The sequence below is a fragment of the Moorena sp. SIO4A1 genome (genome assembly GCF_010672065.1).
Lineage (GTDB): Bacteria > Cyanobacteriota > Cyanobacteriia > Cyanobacteriales > Coleofasciculaceae > Moorena.
The window spans coordinates 1-1789 of record NZ_JAAHHX010000485.1; the positions used below are offsets into that span (position 1 = coordinate 1).

The following is a 1789-nucleotide window of genomic DNA, read 5'->3' on the forward strand; positions in this document are numbered from 1 at the left end:
TTTGGGTGCGGCTCTTTTAAAAAGACGCTATACTCATAAACGTGCCAGGGGTCGCGAGGACAATCCCCTACTGGTTCAGTAGGGGATTACGCGGTAGGCAGCTATACTAACCCAGCGCGATCGTGGGCATCGGCAAGAAAAACTGCTCCAAAATTCCCCTCCACCAGAACATTCGTAAACATTCTACTAATTGCAACTAAACAATATGCTACCCACCAACCAAAACAAGGACGGAGATTTCACAGAAGCACGGGAACTATTTGAGGAAATGGTAACGTGGTTAAGTTCAGAGAGTTCTTGTGGTCTGGAACACAGTGAATTGGAGAATAATCTATTTGTCAACGGAAACGAACTATTAAGAAGATTATTACAAGGTTATTTAGATAAGAGAAAGTCAGATGAAATAGAGTCAGACTGTATAGGTAGTGACGGGGTAAAAAGAACCCATAAACGTCACCAATCGAGAAAACTGAAGACAATATTTGGGATAGTAATAGTCAATCGCCTTGGCTACGGAGGAAGAGGCATTCATAGTCTAAATCCTCTGGATGGAGAATTAAATCTGCCACCAGAACAGTATTCTCACGGACTATCAGAGCGAGTAGCGACATCAGTAGCGTTCAACGGATATAACCAAACAGTAGACATCATTAACAAGACAACCGCAGCCAAAGTAGCAAAGCGTCAGGTTGAAGAATTAGCACTATCGAGTTCTCGTGATTTTGAGGAATTCTATCAAGCCCAACAAGCACAGTATCAGCTTGGGGAAAAGACAGGAGATATTCTGGTTATTAGTGTCGATGGCAAGGGCGTAGTCATGCGCCAAGAGGATTTACGCCCCGACACCAAGAAAAGAGCTGCCGGTCAAAAAAAGCTACAAAAACGTCTAACTAAGGGAGAAAAACGAAACTCAAAACGCATGGCGACAGTAGCTGCTGTTTATACAATAGAGCCAATAGTGCGGACAGCAACACAAATAGTCAATCCCCCAAAATTAGCCAAGATAAAACGTCCGCGTCCCGAAGGTAAAAGAGTTTGGGCTTCTTTAGCAAAAGAGGCAGAACAAGTAATTAATGAAACATTTGATGAAGCTTTAAGCCGCGATCGAGAACGACAAAAAAAGCTAGTTGCATTAGTTGATGGTAATAAGACGCAATTACGACGGCTTGATCAGTTGGCCAAGAAACATAAAATTCAGCTCACAATTGTTCTGGATCTGATTCATGTAATTGAGTATCTTTGGAAAGCTGCCTTTGTCTTTCATGCTCCTAGCAGTAAAGAAGCTGAAGATTGGGTTAGCGATCGTTTGCTTCGTATTCTTGAAGGTAAATCAAGTTACGTTGCTTCGGGTATGCGCCGCTGTGCAACCCGGCTTCAACTCAAACCAGAGCAACGTTCTGCCGTAGATAAATGCGCAAACTATTTACTCAATAATCGAGATTATCTTCGGTACGATCTTTACTTGGCTGAAGGATTTCCTGTTGCTACGGGAGTAATTGAAGGAGCTTGTCGTCATTTGATTAAAGACCGAATGGATATTACTGGAGCCCGGTGGAGCCTTCAGGGTGCTGAGGCGGTTTTACGTCTTCGTTCTCTTCACGTCAGTGGTGATTGGAACGACTATTGGCGTTTTCATTTGCAAAAAGAACATCACCGCAATCACCAAGCAAAGTATTTTTCTGGTATTCCTTTGCTTAAAAGTGTTATTCAAGCTTCAATTTGTACAAATACTTCATACAAAGCGATGGTTTTTTGACTGGACTTGCGTCTTCTTAAAAGAGCCGCACCC

At 42.7% G+C, this 1789-nt stretch carries 1 protein-coding gene; it reads left to right on the forward strand.

The genetic code is table 11. The features are described 5' to 3' along the window. The first annotated feature begins 205 nt into the window (after positions 1–205). Positions 206–1756, forward strand: coding sequence for an ISKra4 family transposase (locus tag F6K53_RS39745; RefSeq protein WP_293085513.1), 1551 nt, complete (start codon positions 206–208; stop codon positions 1754–1756). Positions 1757–1789 lie beyond the last annotated feature (33 nt).